Here is a 15,825-nt window from a genome sequence, read left to right as displayed (position 1 = left end):
CTGTGGTGATGCCTTTTCTTGGAGGCCCACCCCCCTGGCAAGCTCTTCCTCGACGCTACCGCGCACGTGCCATGCCCGAAACTACCCGTTCGGGGCACGCTCCCGTGCTCCCGAACCGGGCAGTTTCCGGCACTAGGCCCTACGACGCCTCAGTCTTCGCCCGCAGCCCCTCGCGCCACAAGGCCGTCTTTGATCGCGTCCATCACGGTGGAATCCGCGAGCGTCGTAACGTCACCGATGGGGCGCTTCTCCGCGACGTCGCGCAGCAGTCGCCGCATGATCTTGCCGGATCTGGTCTTCGGCAGTTCCGCGACGACAAGGATGTTGCGCGGTCGAGCGATCCGGCCGATGACCGTGACGACGTGCTCGCGCAACTCGGCCACGACATCCGCACCGCCGTCGCCGGCCTCGCTTCGCAGGATCACGAAGGCCGCGATGGCCTGGTGGGTTGTCTCGTCCGCTGCGCCCACGACCGCCGCCTCGGCGACCTTAGGATGCGACACGAGCGCGGACTCGATCTCGGTCGTCGAGAGGCGGTGACCGGAGATGTTCATCACGTCGTCGACACGGCCAAGGAGCCAGATGTCGCCGTCCTTGTCCCGCTTGGCACCGTCGCCCGCGAAGTATCTGCCGGGAAACTTCGACCAGTAGGTCTCGACGTACCGATTGTCGTCGCCCCAGATCGTGCGCAGCATGCTCGGCCACGGCTCGGTCAGCACCAGGTACCCGCCGGATCCATCGGGCACGGATGCGCCCGCCTCGTCGACGATGTCGACCGAGATCCCGGGCAGCGCCTTCATGGCCGCGCCTGGCTTGCCCGCGGTGACACCGGGCAGCGGGCTGACCATGATCGCGCCGGTCTCGGTCTGCCACCAGGTGTCCACGACCGGCGTGCGGTCGTGACCGATGTGATGGCGGTACCAGACGTAGGCCTCGGGGTTGATCGGCTCTCCGACCGAACCCAGGATGCGCAGCGACGACAGGTCGTAGCGTGCGGGGATGTCGGCACCCCACTTCATCAGGGTGCGGATCGCCGTGGGCGCGCAGTAGAGAATCGACACCTTGTACTTGTCGATGATCTCCCACCAGCGGCCCTGATGCGGACTGTCCGGCGTGCCCTCGTAGAACACCGAGGTCGTTCCGTTCGCCAGGGGGCCGTAGACGATGTAGCTGTGTCCCGTGACCCAACCGATGTCCGCTGCCGTCCAATAGACATCCGTCTCTGGTTTCAGGTCGAAGACCGCCCACTGGCTGTACGCACACTCGGCGAGATACCCACCGGAGGTGTGCAGGATGCCCTTGGGCTTGCCCGTCGTGCCCGAGGTGTACATGACATACAGCGGATGCTCCGCGTCGAAGAACTCCGGCTCGTGCACCGAACTCGCCTTCTCCACGGTGTCGTGCCACCAGAGGTCGCGCCGGTCCGTCCACTCGATGTCCTGGCCGGTGCGGCGCACGACGAGAACGTTGCGCACATCCGGGCAGGACTGCAGCGCCTCGTCGACGATCGGCTTCAGCCCGGACGGCTTGCCCTTGCGGAAGCCGCCGTCCGCCGTGATCACCACGCGCGCATCACAGTCGATGATCCGGCTGCTCAATGAGTCGGCGGAGAACCCGCCGAAGACCACGGTGTGCGGTGCGCCGATGCGCGCACAGGCGAGCATGGCCACGACCGTCTCCGGGATCATCGGCATGTAGATCGCGACGCGATCGCCCACCTTCACCCTGAGGTCTATGAGCGTGTTGGCCGCCTGGCAGACCAGGTCGGTCAACTGGGAGTAGGTGATCTCGCGCGCATCTCCCGGCTCGCCCTCGAAGTAGTACGCGACTCGGTCGCCGTGACCGGCCTTCACGTGCCGATCGAGGCAGTTGTAGGCCACGTTGATCTTGCCGCCGACGAACCACTTGGCGAACGGAGGGTTGCTCCAGTCGAGCACCTCGTCCCAGTGCCTGTCCCAGTCCAGTCGCTCGGCCTGTTTCGCCCAGAAGGCGAGTCGGTCGCGATCGGCCTCGTCGTAGGCCTCGGCGGTCACGTTGGCGTGCTCGACGAGTTCAGCGGGAGGGGTGAACCTGCGGTCTTCTGCCAGCAGGTTGGAGATGGTCTCGTTGCTCTGATCGAATTCTTCAGCCATGGCGTGTCACGCGCTCGGACCGACGGGGAGAACGACCCGCCTGAACGTGGAATTGATGACCACGGCGAAGGACGTGTACCAGGCGAGCAGTGCCGTGATGATGCCGAGCCATCCGCCGAGCCTGGTCAGCCACTCCGATGAGGAGTAGTCGCCGAGGGAGAGCGCGAAGAAGGTCAGGGTCAGCGCCACGAACACGAGGAACGTCGCCATGTTCGTGCGCCAGGCGGCGAACGTCATGTACAGGGTGAAGATGGCCCAGGCCAGCAGCCAGGTTCCGGTGGCGACCGAGAGACCGGAGCCCGCCTTGCCGAGATCGGTTGCCGTCTCCAGATACCAGAACGACATCCAGAACGCACCGTAGGAGCAGAACGCGGTGGCACCGAAGGTGTTCTTCTGCGCAAACTCCCAGAGCCCCGCGAGGATCTGTGTGACGCCACCGTAGAACAGCGCGAGTCCGAAGACGACCGGCACAGCCCCGCCCGCGATGATTCCGGCGTTGCCGAAGCTGAGGACGAACGTCGTCAGCGCGAACGCTGCGAGACCGAGGGCGGCCGGGTTCACGGCGAGCGCGGGTGCGTTCGTGAGGGGCGGCGAGGGTGTCTCTCGCACTCCGGTCGCGACATGTTGGGGCGGCGTGACCCCGGCGGATCCGGACGATGTGGCAGGTGAATTGCTCATTGCAGATACCTCCAACGTGCGCCGGCGCCATCGTCGGCGGTTGTTAAAAAAAGTACACCCGGAGCGCGATTTAGGAAGGGTGAGTTTTGCTGCGGTGTGCTGCGAGGGTCAGCGCGGCAACTGCGCGTGCTGGGTGATCCAGACATGCATGGCCACCGCGGCGGCAGCGGAAGCGTTGATGCTGCGAGTGGAGCCGAACTGGCTGATCTCGACCACGGCATCCGCGGCTTCGATCGCCTCGGCGGAGACGCCTGGACCCTCCTGACCGAACAGCAGGACGCACCTCTCCGGGAACTCGTAGCCCTCGATGATGACGCTTCCCGGCACGTTGTCGATGGCAATGATGGGCAGGTTCTCGCCGCGCGCCCACTCCACGAGGTCGGCAACCGTGTCGTGATGCAGCACGTGCTGGTAGCGGTCGGTGACCATGGCGCCGCGCTTGTTCCAGCGCTTGCGCCCGACGATGTGCACGGTGTCGGCGGCGAAGGCGTTGGCGCTGCGCACGATCGATCCGATGTTCATGTCGTGCTGCCAGTTCTCGATGGCGACGTGAAACGGATGCCGCCGCTGGTCGAGGTCGGCCACGATCGCGTCCATGCGCCAATAGCGGTAGCGATCGATGACGTTGCGGGAGTCCCCGCGGGCCAGGAGTTCCGCGTCCCACCAGTCGCCCTCCGGCAGCTCACCACGCCACGGGCCGACCCCGCGCGTGGTGAGTTCGACTGACGGGTTCTGCTCGTGCGGGTTCACTCCCCGAGGCTACCGCCGAACCTCTCAGGCGTAGACGATGGTCATGATGACCGAGGCGGCGACGGCCGCCGATGACAGCAGGGTGCCGCCGAGCGCCGGGCGATTGAAGCCGGTGTCGCGGATGAGGCAGCTGAGTCCGAGAACCAGACCGAGCAGCGCGAGCACGCCCGAGGCGACGGATGCCAGCGGGATGAAGGAGCCTGCGAGCGCAACGACGGCCATCACGACGACAGCCCAGCCAGCGCGCGTGAAAGCCGCCGATGACTGGACCTCGACGACGGCAACCTCGATGGGGTGCGTCTCGCTCATCCTTCAAGCTTCGCAGTATTCGGATGCGTGCGGCATCCCGTGTTCGTGGGTCATTCTGCTCTGGCGCGAACCTCGCATCAACGGAAGCCCACCTCCGCGTAAGCGGCCGCCACTACGATGGCGACATGAGCGAACGCCGCGACATCGAGTGCTGGCTAACCGATATGGATGGCGTGCTGGTGCACGAGAACAGCCCGCTCCCAGGAGCGGCGGCGCTGCTGCAGCAGTGGCAGGACCAGGGCAAGCGCTACCTCGTGCTCACGAACAACTCCATTTACACGCCGCGGGATCTCAGCGCCCGGCTCGCGGCATCCGGCCTCGACGTTCCCGAGGAGGCCATCTGGACCTCCGCCCTCGCCACGGCCGACTTCCTCGCCTCGCAGATTCCCGGTGGCAGCGCCTTCGTCATCGGCGAGGCCGGCACCACCACGGCCCTGCACGAAGCGGGCTTCATCATGACTGACACGAACCCCGACTACGTGGTCGTCGGCGAGACCCGCAACTACTCCTTCGAGGCGATCACCAAGGCCATCCGGTTGATCGGTGCGGGCGCCCGCTTCATCATCACGAATCCGGATGCGACGGGGCCGAGCGCAGAGGGCCCGATGCCCGCGACCGGCGCGGTCGCCGCTCTCATCACCAAGGCCACCGGCAAGGAACCGTATGTCGTGGGCAAGCCGAACCCGATGATGTTCCGTTCCGCGATGAACAAGATCGGCGCCCACTCCGAGAACACCGGCATGATCGGCGACCGGATGGACACCGACATCGTGGCCGGCATCGAGGCAGGGCTGCACACCATCCTCGTGCTCACCGGCATCAGCGACCAGGCCGAGATCGAGCGCTACCCGTTCCGCCCCAACGAGGTGCTCACGGGGGTCTCCGAACTCGTCGAGTGACGCGCGCGAGGTGAACGACCGCGCCGCATTACGCCGCGTGTCATCGGGAAGTGCGGTGGTTGCGAGCATTTTGTAACGTCACAGAGTCGCCGATTACCGGCGCCTCTCTCGCTACTCGCTCGGAGTCCGCATGTCGACAGCCGTCTCGCCGCCACCGGCCGTGACGCCGCGCGTCAACACCGCGTTCGACGTAGTGCTCTCCGCCGTCGGCCGCGCGTTTCCCGCGCCCCTCGGCAAGCGTGGTGCCGCACAGGGCGAGGCCCACCAGGTGTTGCGCGATGTGAACGCCACGGTGGCGGCCGGCGAGGTCGTGTCCATCCTCGGACCGAGCGGATGCGGCAAGTCCACCCTGCTGCGCATCGCTTCGGGACTGGATGTGGCATCCGCGGGCACGATCACGATCGACGGGATATCGCGCAGCGGCATCGATCCGCGCTGCGCGGTCGCGTTCCAGGAACCCCGCCTGCTGCCCTGGCGCACGATCGAGGCCAACGTCGAGCTCGGTCTGCCGGAGGGCACGCCGCGCGAGGATGGCAAGCGGCGCGTCGCCGAACTGCTGCAACTCGTCGGACTCTCTGAGTTCGCCACCCACCGGCCGCGCGAGATCTCCGGCGGCATGGCGCAGCGGGCGTCGCTCGCCCGCGCGCTCGCCCGCAACCCCGGCGTGCTGCTGCTCGACGAGCCCTTCGGCGCCCTCGACGCACTCACGCGACTCAAGATGCAGGACCTGCTGCTCGAGGTTCTCGCCGCAGCGCCGACCACCGTGCTGCTTGTCACCCACGACGTCGATGAGGCGCTGCAGCTGTCCGACCGGGTGATCCTCCTCGGAACCGACGAGAACGGACCGGGATCCACGATCAAGCAGATCCTCACGGTGCCCGGCTCGCGGCCCCGCGACCGTGGGTCGGCAGAGCTCGCCGAACTGCGGGCGGAACTGCTCGCGGGTCTCGGTGTGAACCGGCACGGGCATCCGCGGGGCGTTTCGTCCGGAGCCGCCATGCCGGTCTTCCCGTACTGACCCGGCGTCACCGCACCAGATTCACCAGCAATCGCGCACCCCATCACCACAGAGAGAAGCATCATGAGACGTCACAGCATCACGTCGACCCTCCGTACGGCAACCATCGCGGTTGCGGTCGCGATCACCGCGAGCCTCGCGCTCGCCGGCTGCGTGCCCGGTGAGGGCTCCGCCGCCAAGGCCAACACCTCCGGCGACAAGACCTCCGCCACCGTCACCGAGGGCGGAACGCTCAACATCGACTTCGCGACGTACAACCCGCTGAGCCTCGTGATCAAGGACCAGGGCTGGCTCGAGTCCGCCCTGAAGAAGCAGCACATCACCGTGAACTGGCTGCAGTCCGCCGGATCGAACAAGGCCAACCAGGCGCTGCTTGCCAACGCCATCGATATCGGATCGACCGCGGGATCCGCCGCTCTGCTCGCACGGTCGAATGGCTCCCCCATCCGCACGATCGACATCTACTCGCAGCCCGAGTGGTCGGCCATCGTCGTCGGTCCCGGCTCGAAGTTCACCTCGGTGAAGCAGCTCAAGGGCAAGAAGATCGCGGCGACCAAGGGCACCGACCCCTACTTCTTCCTGCTGCAGGCGCTCGAGGCCAACGGACTCACCACCGACGACGTGGACATCATCAATCTCCAGCACGCCGACGGCTGGGCCGCACTGCAGAACGGATCGGTGGATGCCTGGGCCGGCCTCGACCCGATCATGGCCACCGCAGAGACCCAGGGTGCCAAGCTCATCTTCCGCAAGGTCGACTTCAACACCTACGGCTTCCTGAACGCCACCGAGGCCTTCACCAAGGGCAAGCCGGATGTCGCCCAGACGGTCGTGAACGTGTACGAGTACGCCCGCGCCTGGGCCCAGAAGCACCCGGACGAGACCGCGAAGATCCTCAGCAACGTCGCCGGTATCACCGAGCCGGTCGCCACGAAGGTGATCGCCGAGCGCACGAACCTCGACGTCTCGCCGCTGCCCGGCGCGGCCCAGCTGAAGGTGCTGAAGAAGGTCGGACCGATCTACGTCGCATCCGGTGACGTCGCGAAGCAGTCGCAGGTGGACGACGCACTCAAGGTGCTGCTCGACCCCGACTTCGTGAAGAACGCGAAGCCCAGCATCAAGTAATTCACGCGAGATGCCACTTGCGGGGGTCATGGCGACCCCGTAGCACCCACAAGTGGCATCTCACGCAACGGGAATGGACGAGAGACCGATGACCGATTCGGTGAATAAAGGCGTGCTGCGCACGGGCACGACATCCCGGGTCGGTCCGATCGCCGCAACGGGCTCCCTCGCGCCCGCCGGATCCCGCGTCCCACGCGTGGCGTGGACGTCTCGTCGATGGGTGCGCACGGTCGGGCTCTTCGCTCTGCCGCTCGCGATCCTCGTGCTGTGGCAGGTGCTGTCGACATCCGGTGCCTTCACGGTCGCCCAACTGCCGACGCCGCTCATGGTGGTGCAGGCCGGCTTCGACCTGGCCCACCGCGGGCTGCTCGGGCTCTACGTCGCGATCTCGGTTCAGCGCACCCTCATTGGTTTCGCCATCGGGGCGGCACTCGGACTCGCGTTCGGCGCCTTCGTCGGCCTTTCCCGGTTGTGGGACATCGTGTTCGGGTCGACGCTCGGCGCCCTGCGGGCCGTGCCTTCGCTCGCCTGGGTGCCGCTCCTCATCCTCTGGATGAAGATCGGCGAGGAATCGAAGATCACACTCATCGCGATCGGTGCGTTCTTTCCCGTCTACACGACCGTCGCGACGGCCCTTCGGCACGTCGACCGCCAGCTCGTGGAGGCGGGACGCGCGTTCGGCCTGCGAGGCGTGAAACTGTTCGTCACCGTGCAGCTTCCCGCGACCCTGCCCGCGGTGATCTCCGGTCTGCGGCTCGCGCTCGCTCAGGCCTGGCTGTTTCTTGTCGCGGCCGAGCTGATCGCGTCATCCATGGGGCTCGGATTCCTGCTCATCGACTCGCAGAACAATGGCCGCACCGACCGGCTGTTCCTCGCGATCGTGCTCCTCGCCGTCATCGGCAAGTTCACGGATGCCCTGATCGGCCTGTTCGAGAAGTGGGCCAATAAGAAGTGGGCTTAGCTGCGCGTCAGGCCGCGGGAGGTGCCGGTGCCACGGCCACGCTCGTGGTCAGCGGCTCACCCGAGGATCGCGTAACGAAGCAGTAGTAGTCGTGGTCACCCTTCGCCCACTGCTTGTCGTTCGCCGGGTAGCTGGCCGTGAACTGGATGTCGTTGTAGGCGCCCGCGGCCGCGAAATCGATCACAGTGGGTGCGCTGCACAGCAGGTTGATCTGTGCCTGCAGCGCGGCCACGCCGGGGTACGCCGAGGGCGCCGCCGGCTGACCGCCGACCGACGGGGTGGCCGGCGCCGCAGGGTCGCTCGCGGCAGCGGTCGGCTCGACGAAGGTGCCGCGCGCGACCAACTGGGCCGGATGCGGGCTCGCGCAGTCCACCACCGTGAACTTTTCCGCCCAGGGCGACTCGAACGGCGAGATGCATTCGCCGCCGCGAAGGAGGTTCCACTTGTAGCTGCCGGCAGCGACCGGTCCGACCGGCGCCGGCGTTGGGGTGGCCGACGGCGTGGGCGAGGCCTTCGCGGTCGGTGTGACCACCGGGGTCGCGGCGCCCGCGCGCGGAATCTTGGTGCCGAGGAAGAAGAGCGCGATCAGCACGAGAAGCGCCGCCAAGATTCCGGCGATCCACAGCAGGGTCTTCTGCGACCGAGGCAACGGCGCGCGCGGCGCGCGAGCGGCGGCGACCGGGGCTTCTGCGGCTGCCGCAGGCTGCGCCTCGTAGTCACGGAACCGGTGCTCGCCGAACAGCGCGTCGACGGATGCTGCTGCCGCGGCATCCGCAGCTTCGGTCTCGAAGCCGCTGAGCAGTTCCGTTGCGGGCTCCGCGATCGGACCGGCCGAAGCCGCGGGTGTGAAGAGCTCGGTGCCCGCGCTCTCCCACGGCAGCGCCATGGTGCGCGGCTCGGAGTCGGAGGCGGGTGGGCCGGCAAGCGAACTGTCGACCGGCTGCGGTTCGTGACCGGGCGGCTGGACCAGCTCGGGTGGTGACTGCGGCGTAACCATGGGCGGAGGCACAACCAGGCCGGGCGGGGTCGCTTCCGGCAGAGCGGTGGTCGGAGCCGCCGACAGCGGTGCGCCGGTCGGCGGGTCTACGGGGGGCGAAGCAGTGGCGGGAGGCACGACCGCGGCGGGCGGGGGCACCACCAGACCGGGCGAGGTTACCGGAGGCGGGGCGGTCGTCGGCGACGTTGGCATCCGGGTGGGGGCGACGGGTTGCGCCGCCGCCGCATCCGAGGGGGTGGTGCCGCTCGGCCTCAGCCCCCAACTGAAGCCGCTCGACGAAGCGGCAGCACCACTGACCGGCGCGCCGGGAGTCGGTGCTTCCGGGGCTGGCGGCGTGGGAGAGGCGGGAGCCTCGGACGCGGACTTCGCGGGAGTGACGGGGGTTGGCGCTGCGGATGGGGGCGTAGAACCTGCGAGGGGCGGCACGCCGGACGTGGGAGCGGCGGGAGCCTCGGACGGTGGAGTCGACAGCGGGAATGGCTTCGCGGGCGCTGGCGCCTCTGACGCCACGAATGGGTTTGGGGTCGCGCCCGTGCTCGCAGGAGGCGCCGGGCTCGCGGGAACTCCCGCACTCCAGGGCGCGACGGGGGTCGGCGCCGCGTTCGACTCCGCGAAACGCCCGTGGGCATCCGCCGTGCTGTCCTGGGCATCCGCAGTACCGCCAGCTACATCCGCAGTGCTGTCTGCACCGTCGCCCACCGCTGGGTCGGCCGCGTCGCGCTCGACGGCGGCATCCGCGGTCTCGTCCTCGTCGTCGCCGCCGAACTGCGCCGCAAGCCACTGTGCGGCATCGCGGCGCTTCTCGTCGTCCATCAGGTATCGAGGCCCAGATCGGCCAGGTCGATCGCGGCGTAGTAGGGGTAGCCGGCGGCCTCGATGATCTCGCGGGCTCCGGTGTTGCGGTCCACGACCACGGCAACGGCGGCGATCTCTGCGCCGACCTTGAGCAGCGCCTCGATCGCCGCGAGCGGCGAGCCGCCCGTGGTGGAGGTGTCTTCGAGCACGATGACGCGCTTGCCCTCGAGGTCCGGGCCCTCGACCTGGCGGCCGCGGCCGTGGTCCTTGGGCTCCTTGCGCACGACGAAGGCGTCGTAGTCCAGTCCGCGAGCGGCGCCCTGGTGCAGCACGGCCGCGGCGATGGGGTCGGCGCCCATCGTCATCCCGCCGACGGCGCTGACGTCCGGCACCTCGGCGATGAGGTCGAGCATGACCTGCCCGATGAGCGGCGCGACGCGGTGGTCGAGGCTGACCTTGCGCAGGTCGACGTAGTACGAGGCCTTCTTGCCGCTCGTGAGCGTGAAGTCCCCGTGGAACACGGCCTCAGCCGAGATGTGGGCAATGAGTTGCTGTCGCGCATCCGTCACAGCGGCGATTCTACCGGTCGCGGTTCCCCTGACTCCCGACCGAGCGCTCGGGTAGCGTTGAGGCATGCGCGTCGCCACCTGGAATGTGAACTCGATCCGTGCTCGAGCTGGCCGCGTCGTCGACTGGCTCGGGCGCGAAGACATCGACGTTCTCGCCATGCAGGAGATCAAGTGCAAGCCGGAGCAGTTCCCCATCGACGCGTTCGAGGCCGCAGGATACGAGGTCGAGATCCACGGCTTCAACCAGTGGAACGGCGTCGCCTTCGCGAGCAGGCTCCCCATGACGGATGTCGCCACGAGCTTCGACGGCATGCCCGGCTTCCTGAAGGGTCAGGAGGGGCCAGACCTGCCGCGGGAAGCCCGTGCACTCGGCGTCACGGTCAATGAGGTGCGCCTCTGGAGCCTGTACGTTCCAAACGGCCGCTCGCTCGATGACCCGCACTATCTGTACAAGCTCGACTGGCTGGCCGCCCTGCGCGCAGACACGCAGTCGTGGCTGGCGGCGCATCCGAAGACCCCGCTAGCCCTCATGGGCGACTGGAACATCGCACCGCTCGACTCGGATGTCGGCGACCCCGCCTTGGTGCCGGGCCTCTCCACGCACATCTCGCCACCCGAGCGCGAGGCGTTCGCGGCCTTCGAGGCGGCCGGGCTCGCGGATGTCGTGCGTCCGCTCGTGCCCGAGGGCTACACCTACTGGGACTACAAGCAGCTTCGCTTTCCCCGCAACGAGGGCCTGCGCATCGACTTCATCATGGGATCGTCGTCGTTCGCCGACCTGGTCACAGGGGCGAGCATCCATCGCAACGAACGCAAGGGCGATGCCCCGAGCGACCACGTGCCGGTCGTCGTCGACCTCGACCTCGCGACCGAGGACGACGACGATCGCCCGATGATCTTCTAGGCCGCACTAGGCACGATCGTGCAGGGTGACCTGGTATCCATCCGGGTCGGCGAAGGTGAAGGTGCGTCCGAACGGTCCATCGATCGGCGCCGCGACGATGGTGGCGCCGCCCTCGACCAGGCCATCGTGGATGTCCTGCGCATCCGGAGCGTGCAGCCAGAGCGCCACGCCCTGCCCCGGCTGGGCGATCGCGTCGAGGTCCACATCCGGCACGATGCCGCGCACGGCAAAGGCGATGGGCTTGGTGTCGAAGACGACGGCGTGCGGTGGGCCGCCCGCCGCGCGAGTGAGCCCCAGGAAGCGCTCGTAGAACGCGGCAGAGCGCTCGAGATCACGCACCTGCAGCGAAATGAAGTCTGGTCCGGTGACCGCCATGGTGAACTCCTTGTTTGTCAGTTTCTTGACATTAATCGTATGTCAGAATATTGACATGAGTCAAGACGAAATCGACCTCGACACCTCTGTGGGCTACCTGCTCAAGCAGGCCTCGAGCGCGCTCCGCTTGGCCATGGAGACCGTTCTGCGGCCGCTCGGCATAACGATCACGCACTATTCCTGCCTTGAGTTGCTCGCCCAGCGACCGGGCCTGTCCAACTCCGAACTCGCCCGCGGCGCCTTCGTCACGCGGCAGTCGATGAACGTGCTGCTGCAGGCTCTCGAGCAGGATGGGCTCGTCTCGCGCCCTGCGCAAGCACCCGTCGGCCGCGCGCTACCCGTGAAACTGACGCCAGCCGGTCGTGCGCAACTGCACACGGCGAGCGCCGCGGTGAAGTCCGTCGAGAACCGGATGCTGGGGGAACTCAGCACAGACGAACGCGCGCAGGTGGTCCGCCTGCTTCGCACGATCACCACCTCCCTGACCGCGTGGGACTGACGCTCGGCGCACGCCCCCACCGTCTCGCGCACGGAACCCGCCGACAAGGGGCGCACATCGGCGGTATCGAGCGTTTCGGCTCGCGAGCGCGCAATTATCCGCTGGCGACCACAACCAAACGCCGCGACGCCGCGACTAGCCTCGAATGAAAAGCATTTATCCACAGGATCGGAGGTTGAACCATGTCACAGATCACGTCGAATGACTCCTTTGCGGGAGTGCAGGCCATCGTTGGAGAACCCGAGGTCGTCGAGGACGTGGCCACCCACCCGTCCTGGCTGGCCCTGAAAGAGGCCGCGAGCGCGCTTCGCCCGTGGGAAATTCAGGACGGCAGCATCCCTGACTCATCCCAGCACGCGGCAGCGCGGGATCACGTCGAGACCATTACGACCGAACTCCTGAATTTCCGAAAGCTGTTCCCGCACGATGCCGAGTACCTCGAGGCATCCGTCGCGGACTTCGAGCGCTGGGCCGACGAGGGATTCGGCGTGCCGGACTTCTTCGACTCGCTCATGGCGTTTCATCCGGAGCGCAACAGGGTTGACGGCCTGCAGCACGTCGTCATCTTTCCGATGTACACCCAGAACGGCTCGACCGACCGGCTCACCGAGGCCGTGCTGATCGAGGTCATCTGGCCGGAATTCGTCGGCGAGCTGGAGGCGGGCGACTACTCCAACAAGCTGTTCGTGCCCATCCGCTTCCTCGACTTCACCGACGGCTACAACACGAACTCGGCGGTGCTGTTCCCCGAGACGGTTGCGATGCGCGAGATCCCCACTTTCAGTTGGGGTGCCATTTTTGCCGACCGCGAAGCCGCGCGGTTCAGGCGGGTTGTGCGTGCGGCCTCCGAGATCACGAAACTTGATCTCCCCGACGAGGCCGCGCGGCTTCTTGAAGACCAGCACCTCACCGAAGAAACTTTCGTGATGTGGGATCTCATCCACGACCGCACTCACATGCGCGGCGACCTGCCGTTCGACCCGTTCATGATCAAGCAGCGGATGCCGTTCTTCCTCTACTCGCTCGAGGAATTGCGCTGCGACCTCACCGCCTTCCGCGAGTCCGTGCGCATCGAGCGCTCGCTTGCGCTGCTGTCGGATGCGGAGCGCACGCCGATCCAGTCGGTCACGCTCGAGCACGCCAGGCTCGTGCAGTACGCGGTGATCTTCGACCGCATCTTCCGTTTCGCGATCACCGGCAGCCGCGTGCGCAACTACGACGGACTCGGCGGCCAGTTGCTGTTCGCGTGGTTGCACCAGCACGACGTGCTGCACTGGACGGACACGAAGCTCGCGATCGACTGGGCCGAGGTGCCGGATGTCGTGATCCAGCTTTCCGACGCCATCAACGACCTCTACTGGGCCAGCATCGATCGCCCGAAGACGGCGCACTGGCTTGCCGCCTACCAACTGGTGTCGTCCACGCTCACGCCGAACCCGGCATCCGCCTGGGCCCGGGGACTACCGGACGAGACGCTCGCCGGCGCGCCCAAGGGGTACACGAACGCCGTGCTGGACGACGAGTTCCCGCTGTCGATGTTCTACGAGGCGCTGTCGAAGAAGATGAAGGACGTCATCGAGTCGACCGCGGGCATCACCGCCTAACGGTTCGTCTCGTCGAGACATACGAAGAGCGGCGCCGTTTCTCTCCGGAAAGGGTGCCGCTCTTCGTTATGCGCCGCGTCGGTGCTTATTCCTCGTCCGACGGGCTCGTCGCGGTCGTTGTCTCGGTGGTGCGGCCTGGCTCGGGCTGTTCATTCAGGCGTGCACGAGCGTGCAGGATGTCGCCGATGAAGAGGTCGTAGATGAGCACACCGATGATGCCTCCGATGAGCGGCCCGATGATCGGCACCCAGAAGTACCAGCTGAACGAGCCGTCGATCGTGCCGGGGAGTGCAGTTTGACCCCACCCTGCCATCCAGGCGAACAGTCGAGGGCCGAAGTCACGTGCAGGGTTGATCGCGTACCCCGCGTTGGCGCCGAACGACAAGCCGATCGCGGCCACAACAAAGCCGATGATGAGCGGCCCGAGGTTCGCCTTCACTGCGGTGTTGCGCGAATCGATGAGCGCGACAATCGCCATCACGAGAAGTGCGGTACCCACGATCTGGTCGAGCAGCGGACCCCAGCTGTCGCCGTTGTAATACGGAGCGGGGAACGTCGCAAAGATGGAGTACGTCGCCAGCCCGCCCGCGGCATCCCGGGCGGTCTTCGATGCCTTGTTGAACGCATCGATCGCCTGCCAGTACACGGCGTAGACAAGCGCGGCACCCGCAAATGCACCGACGACCTGCGCGACGATGTACGGGAGGACCTTCCTCCACGCGAACTTGCGCCTCACGGCGAATGCGAGGGTCACGGCCGGGTTGAGGTGCGCTCCGCTCACGCCGCCCGCGATGTATACGCCGAAAGCAACGGCGAACGCCCAGCCCCAGGCAATGGGCATCCAGTCACCAGCACCAAGGAAGAACGTGGTTGCCCCAGACGTGCGGCCGGATCCCGGCAGCGCGGCCACCGTCATCGCCACGACACCGTCTCCGAGCGCGATGAGAACGAATGTCCCCAAGAACTCGGCCAGTACCTCTCCCCACGTGCCGCCGAGCCGCTTCAGCCCACTTCCGTTATAAATTCCTGATCGAAGCGCACTTCGAATTGGAGTGATCGTACTCACAAGTGAATCTCCTTTGAGTCAGTCGCTTTCGCACCGTGCGAGTGTCCACTAAGAGGACGTGCAGAACGCTAGCGCTGCGTGAATACGTTTGAACACGAAGTTGCACGAACGTGCACAGTTCGACGTCGAGTGTTCGGTTGCTGATGAGTCGCGCGCAACTCGCCGTCAACTTTCAGCGAGCGCCCTCGCCGTAGCCTCATCCACAATCAGGTCCGTGATCAGTCCCGCGGCCAGCGCACCCTTCAGGCTCGCGAGCTTCGAGACTCCGGAGACGATGCAGACGCGCCGCGCCACGCGCTTCAGAACCGCGAAGTCAGGGCCGGTCGCGCGCAAGTTGAGCGGGACGTCTTCGTAGCTGCCATCCGCCCGAAAAAATACCGTCGCTACGTCGCCGACGACGCCGGAATCGGCGAGCGATTGAATGTCCTCGGGATCGAGATAGCCCCCGATGTACACGTGGCTCGGCACTTTCGAAAACGGGGAACCGACACTGAAGATCGCCATATCCATCTGCTCCTGAATGTTGAGCAGATGCCTCGTACTCCGCTCGTTCCAGAAGGCTTCCTTGGTCGTGGGGTTGTCAAAGAAGGCGGGGGCCGGGAACTGCTCGATATTCGCGGAATACGTGGCTCCGAATCGGCGGAGAATTTCGCTGGCGTATACGACGCCGCTCGTGCGGATGTTCCCCGCGCCGTTGAGCTGAATGAACTCCGTGTTGTGAATGTTCTTGGGCACCAGGTGCCGCGTGACGGCGGTCACCGTAGAGCCCCAGGCAACGCCGATGATCATGTTCGAGTCGATGAAGACGCTGAGAAGACGCGCCGCCGACATCGACACTCGCTCGAGGCGGTCGACGGCACTCACGTTGCCCGGCACCGAAACGATGTGCGCGACAACGCTGAACCGCGCCTGAATAGCGGCCTTGAGGGACGAGCTGTGGTCGTGCGGAGACCGTATTTGGATGTCAACGAGCCCCGTTTTACGCGCAAAACTGAGGAGTCTCGACACCGTGGAGCGCGAAGTTTGAAGCTCCTGCGCAATGGTGTCCATCGTGAGGTTGTGAACGTAATACAGCTGAGCTGCCTTCAATGCAGGCGCCGTTTTGTCACGTAGATCATCAAAACTTTGCTCGAACATGGCCCTC

The 15,825-nt window shown here is 66.3% G+C and carries 16 protein-coding genes; 7 read left to right on the top strand and 9 right to left on the bottom strand.

Features of this window, described 5'->3' with window-relative positions:
- Window positions 1-149: 149 nt before the first annotated feature.
- The 4 genes from acs to ABUA37_RS11150 form a co-directional block, all read right to left on the bottom strand.
- Window positions 150-2,132, bottom strand: coding sequence for an acetate--CoA ligase (gene acs / locus ABUA37_RS11165; protein WP_349899267.1), 1,983 nt, complete (start codon window positions 2,130-2,132; stop codon window positions 150-152).
- A 6-nt stretch (window positions 2,133-2,138) separates the two neighbouring features.
- Window positions 2,139-2,810, bottom strand: coding sequence for an acetate uptake transporter (locus tag ABUA37_RS11160; RefSeq protein WP_349899266.1), 672 nt, complete (start codon window positions 2,808-2,810; stop codon window positions 2,139-2,141).
- A gap of 108 nt (window positions 2,811-2,918) precedes the next feature.
- Window positions 2,919-3,560, bottom strand: a complete 642-nt coding sequence (locus ABUA37_RS11155; protein WP_349899265.1) for a TrmH family RNA methyltransferase — start codon at window positions 3,558-3,560, stop codon at window positions 2,919-2,921.
- 24 nt (window positions 3,561-3,584) lie between these two features.
- Window positions 3,585-3,869 (bottom strand): hypothetical protein, encoded by a 285-nt coding sequence (locus ABUA37_RS11150; protein ID WP_349899264.1) that lies wholly within the window; start codon window positions 3,867-3,869, stop codon window positions 3,585-3,587.
- A 125-nt stretch (window positions 3,870-3,994) separates the two neighbouring features.
- On the opposite strand from ABUA37_RS11150, the gene ABUA37_RS11145 reads away from it, so the two are divergent.
- From ABUA37_RS11145 to ABUA37_RS11130, 4 genes are all read left to right on the top strand, one after another.
- The gene (locus tag ABUA37_RS11145) at window positions 3,995-4,768 is read left to right on the top strand and encodes an HAD-IIA family hydrolase (protein ID WP_349899263.1); all 774 of its coding nucleotides are present in this window, start codon (window positions 3,995-3,997) and stop codon (window positions 4,766-4,768) included.
- A 130-nt stretch (window positions 4,769-4,898) separates the two neighbouring features.
- Entirely contained in the window at window positions 4,899-5,786 is an 888-nt protein-coding gene (locus tag ABUA37_RS11140; protein ID WP_349899262.1) for an ABC transporter ATP-binding protein, read from the top strand.
- Between the two features lie 63 nt (window positions 5,787-5,849).
- A complete protein-coding gene (locus ABUA37_RS11135) occupies window positions 5,850-6,911 on the top strand; it encodes an aliphatic sulfonate ABC transporter substrate-binding protein (protein ID WP_349899261.1) in 1,062 nt (353 codons plus the stop codon).
- A gap of 88 nt (window positions 6,912-6,999) precedes the next feature.
- A complete protein-coding gene (locus tag ABUA37_RS11130; protein ID WP_349899260.1) occupies window positions 7,000-7,872 on the top strand; it encodes an ABC transporter permease in 873 nt (290 codons plus the stop codon).
- A 7-nt stretch (window positions 7,873-7,879) separates the two neighbouring features.
- Here the strand turns inward: ABUA37_RS11130 and ABUA37_RS11125 are convergent, their stop codons facing one another.
- Together ABUA37_RS11125 and pyrE are read right to left on the bottom strand one after the other, a co-directional pair.
- A complete protein-coding gene (locus tag ABUA37_RS11125) occupies window positions 7,880-9,682 on the bottom strand; it encodes a hypothetical protein (protein WP_349899259.1) in 1,803 nt (600 codons plus the stop codon).
- Window positions 9,682-10,233 carry an orotate phosphoribosyltransferase gene (gene pyrE / locus ABUA37_RS11120; protein WP_349899258.1) on the bottom strand — a complete coding sequence of 184 codons (552 nt, stop codon included), beginning with the start codon at window positions 10,231-10,233 and terminating at the stop codon, window positions 9,682-9,684. Before pyrE ends, ABUA37_RS11125 begins: the two co-directional genes overlap by 1 nt.
- A 64-nt stretch (window positions 10,234-10,297) precedes the next feature.
- On the opposite strand from pyrE, the gene ABUA37_RS11115 reads away from it, so the two are divergent.
- On the top strand, window positions 10,298-11,137 hold the full coding sequence (locus ABUA37_RS11115; RefSeq protein ID WP_349899257.1) for an exodeoxyribonuclease III: 840 nt from the start codon (window positions 10,298-10,300) through the stop codon (window positions 11,135-11,137).
- Window positions 11,138-11,143: 6 nt separating this feature from the next.
- Here the strand turns inward: ABUA37_RS11115 and ABUA37_RS11110 are convergent, their stop codons facing one another.
- Window positions 11,144-11,512 (bottom strand): VOC family protein, encoded by a 369-nt coding sequence (locus tag ABUA37_RS11110; RefSeq protein ID WP_349899256.1) that lies wholly within the window; start codon window positions 11,510-11,512, stop codon window positions 11,144-11,146.
- A 55-nt stretch (window positions 11,513-11,567) separates the two neighbouring features.
- Here ABUA37_RS11110 and ABUA37_RS11105 point away from each other — a divergent pair, with 55 nt between their 5' ends.
- Both ABUA37_RS11105 and ABUA37_RS11100 read left to right on the top strand, forming a co-directional pair.
- Complete coding sequence (locus ABUA37_RS11105; RefSeq protein ID WP_349899255.1) at window positions 11,568-12,011, top strand: MarR family winged helix-turn-helix transcriptional regulator; 444 nt, start codon at window positions 11,568-11,570, stop codon at window positions 12,009-12,011.
- Between the two features lie 182 nt (window positions 12,012-12,193).
- Window positions 12,194-13,615 carry a DUF6421 family protein gene (locus ABUA37_RS11100; RefSeq protein ID WP_349899254.1) on the top strand — a complete coding sequence of 474 codons (1,422 nt, stop codon included), beginning with the start codon at window positions 12,194-12,196 and terminating at the stop codon, window positions 13,613-13,615.
- Between the two features lie 85 nt (window positions 13,616-13,700).
- Here the strand turns inward: ABUA37_RS11100 and ABUA37_RS11095 are convergent, their stop codons facing one another.
- Both ABUA37_RS11095 and ABUA37_RS11090 read right to left on the bottom strand, forming a co-directional pair.
- Entirely contained in the window at window positions 13,701-14,681 is a 981-nt protein-coding gene (locus ABUA37_RS11095; RefSeq protein ID WP_349899253.1) for an MIP/aquaporin family protein, read from the bottom strand.
- A gap of 165 nt (window positions 14,682-14,846) precedes the next feature.
- The gene (locus ABUA37_RS11090) at window positions 14,847-15,818 is read right to left on the bottom strand and encodes a sugar-binding transcriptional regulator (RefSeq protein WP_349899326.1); all 972 of its coding nucleotides are present in this window, start codon (window positions 15,816-15,818) and stop codon (window positions 14,847-14,849) included.
- Between the last annotated feature and the right edge of the window lie 7 nt (window positions 15,819-15,825).

The organism is Parafrigoribacterium soli (assembly GCF_040227235.1).
GTDB classification, from domain to species: Bacteria; Actinomycetota; Actinomycetes; order Actinomycetales; family Microbacteriaceae; genus Parafrigoribacterium_A; species Parafrigoribacterium_A soli.
Note: the sequence above shows the minus strand (reverse complement) of the source record. Positions and strands in the feature narration are given on the sequence as shown.

Coding starts and splice junctions, on each gene's coding strand:
- acs (WP_349899267.1), bottom strand. CDS start 2,132: ATGGCTGAAGAATTCGATCAGAGCAACGAGACCATCTCCAACCTGCTG.
- ABUA37_RS11160 (WP_349899266.1), bottom strand. CDS start 2,810: ATGAGCAATTCACCTGCCACATCGTCCGGATCCGCCGGGGTCACGCCG.
- ABUA37_RS11150 (WP_349899264.1), bottom strand. CDS start 3,869: ATGAGCGAGACGCACCCCATCGAGGTTGCCGTCGTCGAGGTCCAGTCA.
- ABUA37_RS11145 (WP_349899263.1), top strand. CDS start 3,995: ATGAGCGAACGCCGCGACATCGAGTGCTGGCTAACCGATATGGATGGC.
- ABUA37_RS11140 (WP_349899262.1), top strand. CDS start 4,899: ATGTCGACAGCCGTCTCGCCGCCACCGGCCGTGACGCCGCGCGTCAAC.
- ABUA37_RS11135 (WP_349899261.1), top strand. CDS start 5,850: ATGAGACGTCACAGCATCACGTCGACCCTCCGTACGGCAACCATCGCG.
- ABUA37_RS11130 (WP_349899260.1), top strand. CDS start 7,000: ATGACCGATTCGGTGAATAAAGGCGTGCTGCGCACGGGCACGACATCC.
- ABUA37_RS11125 (WP_349899259.1), bottom strand. CDS start 9,682: ATGGACGACGAGAAGCGCCGCGATGCCGCACAGTGGCTTGCGGCGCAG.
- ABUA37_RS11115 (WP_349899257.1), top strand. CDS start 10,298: ATGCGCGTCGCCACCTGGAATGTGAACTCGATCCGTGCTCGAGCTGGC.
- ABUA37_RS11110 (WP_349899256.1), bottom strand. CDS start 11,512: ATGGCGGTCACCGGACCAGACTTCATTTCGCTGCAGGTGCGTGATCTC.
- ABUA37_RS11105 (WP_349899255.1), top strand. CDS start 11,568: ATGAGTCAAGACGAAATCGACCTCGACACCTCTGTGGGCTACCTGCTC.
- ABUA37_RS11100 (WP_349899254.1), top strand. CDS start 12,194: ATGTCACAGATCACGTCGAATGACTCCTTTGCGGGAGTGCAGGCCATC.
- ABUA37_RS11090 (WP_349899326.1), bottom strand. CDS start 15,818: ATGTTCGAGCAAAGTTTTGATGATCTACGTGACAAAACGGCGCCTGCA.